At 66.7% G+C, this 1,959-nt stretch carries 2 protein-coding genes; both read left to right on the forward strand.

The window, feature by feature from the left end; genetic code table 11:
• Nucleotides 1-254: 254 nt before the first annotated feature.
• On the forward strand, nucleotides 255-1,259 hold the full coding sequence (locus RMO57_RS12805) for a LuxR C-terminal-related transcriptional regulator (RefSeq protein ID WP_310387168.1): 1,005 nt from the start codon (nucleotides 255-257) through the stop codon (nucleotides 1,257-1,259).
• 101 nt (nucleotides 1,260-1,360) lie between these two features.
• Nucleotides 1,361-1,959 (forward strand): transporter substrate-binding protein (locus RMO57_RS12810; RefSeq protein ID WP_310387171.1); only part of this gene is annotated, 599 nt, incomplete at its 3' end.

Below are 1,959 nucleotides of genomic sequence, written 5' to 3' on the forward strand. Positions count from 1 at the left end.
TGGGTTGAGCGAGCTGGTTTGAGCGAGCTGGTTTGAGCGAGCTGGTTTGAGCGAGCTGGGTTGAGCGGGCTGGGTAAAGCGCGATTATCGATCCACCCGGCGGGCGCTTGGCCTGCCGATACCGAGCCGGGCGTGCATTCCGGCCAGGCTTGCCGGCCCAGCGCAGCGATTGGCACGGATTCTGCGACCTGCGCACAGGCCGCAGTGTTCAGAGACCGTGGGTCTATGCGCTGCGCACCAAGATGGCCCACAGCATGAATTCAACCGATGTGATTGCGTCGACCATGCACCAGCGCGATGCGCTGGCGTTTGATTTTCCTGCTGATGGTGCGCGGCCGGCGCCGCAACACGTCGCCAGAGCCGATCAGGCGGCGGTGCTGATCATTGACGATCAGCGCGCCAATTTGCTGGTGCTGCAGCATGTGCTGGAGGAGTCGGGCTACCGCGTCGCGGCGGTGGCCGGCCTGGCGCAGGCGGCGGCGCTGGCGCCGCAGTGGCGCCCGGATTTGGTGCTGCTGGCCCAGCAGTTATGCGCGTCGGGCGGTCAGCTCAAGGCGCTGCTGGCGGCGCCGGGCCTGGTCGGTGTGCCCTGCATCATGTTGGGGCCGCAGGCCGACAGCGAGCAGGTCTGGCTGGCGCTGGAGGCCGGCTGCGTCGACACCGTCCCTAAGCCGGTGCGGGCGCGCGAGGTGCTGGCGCGGGTCGCCGCCCAGCTGCGTGGCCAGCGCGAAGCCAGGCAGGCACGCCAGGCGCTGGATGCCTTCGGCCATGCCTGCCTGGTGCTGCGCGCGGCGGACGGCGCGCGCATCTGGCACACGCCGCTGGCCAGTCAGCTGGTGCATTTTCATTTCGAGGTGCCGGACCGGGTCACGCCGCCGGCCGTGTTGCGCTGGTTGCAGCAGGCCATTTCCGGCAAGCAGACCGGCCAGCAGGCCGACAACCTGATCACCGCGCGCGGCGGCCGCCGGCTGGAGCTGAGCCTGCATGGCCGCACCGGCGATGGCGACTGGCTGCTGATGCTGCGCGAGAGCTCGGACCAGGCCTCGATCGAGGCGATCGCCGCCGGCCTGGGGCTGACGCCGCGCGAGGCCGAGGTGATGTACTGGGTCATCAAGGGCAAGATCAACCGCGACATCGCCGCCATCCTCAGCCTCAGCCCGCAGACGGTGAAAAAGCATCTGGAGCATGTGTTCGCCAAGCTCGGCGTCGAGACCCGCACCGCTGCCGCCGCGCTGGCGCTGGGTCGCTTGAGAAATTGACGCTGTCACATACGCCATCCGGCGTATTGGCCGCCCGGCACGCAGTGGCAACACTTGACCCCAAGGCCGTTTTATCTCTCGTCAACCCACAGGACTCATCCATGATCAGCAATCGTCGCCGTTTCAACGTCACGCTCACCGCTCTGGCAGCCGCCCTGAGCTTCAGCGGCCAGGTTCTGGCCGCCGACACCATCAAGGTCGGCATCCTGCATTCGCTGTCGGGCACGATGGCGATCTCGGAAACGGTGCTCAAGGATGTCGCGCTGATGGCGATCGACGAGATCAATGCCAAGGGCGGCGTGCTGGGCAAGAAGCTGGAGCCGGTGGTGGTGGACCCGGCCTCGAACTGGCCGCTGTTCGCCGAAAAAGCGCGCCAGCTGCTGACCCAGGACAAGGTCGCCGTGACCTTCGGTGGCTGGACCTCGGTGTCGCGCAAATCGATGCTGCCGGTGTTTGAGGAACTGAACGGCCTGCTGTTCTACCCGGTGCAGTACGAGGGCGAGGAGCTGTCCAAGAATGTGTTCTACACCGGCGCGGCGCCGAATCAGCAGGCTATTCCCTCGGTCGAATACCTGATGAGCAAGGACGGCGGGGCTGCCCGCCGCTTCGTGCTGCTGGGCACCGACTATGTCTACCCGCGCACCACCAACAAGATCCTGCGCAGCTTCCTGAAATCCAAGGGCGTGGCCGACGCCGACAT

It is taken from the genome of Roseateles sp., from assembly GCF_031397715.1.
Lineage (GTDB): Bacteria > Pseudomonadota > Gammaproteobacteria > Burkholderiales > Burkholderiaceae_C > Paucibacter_A.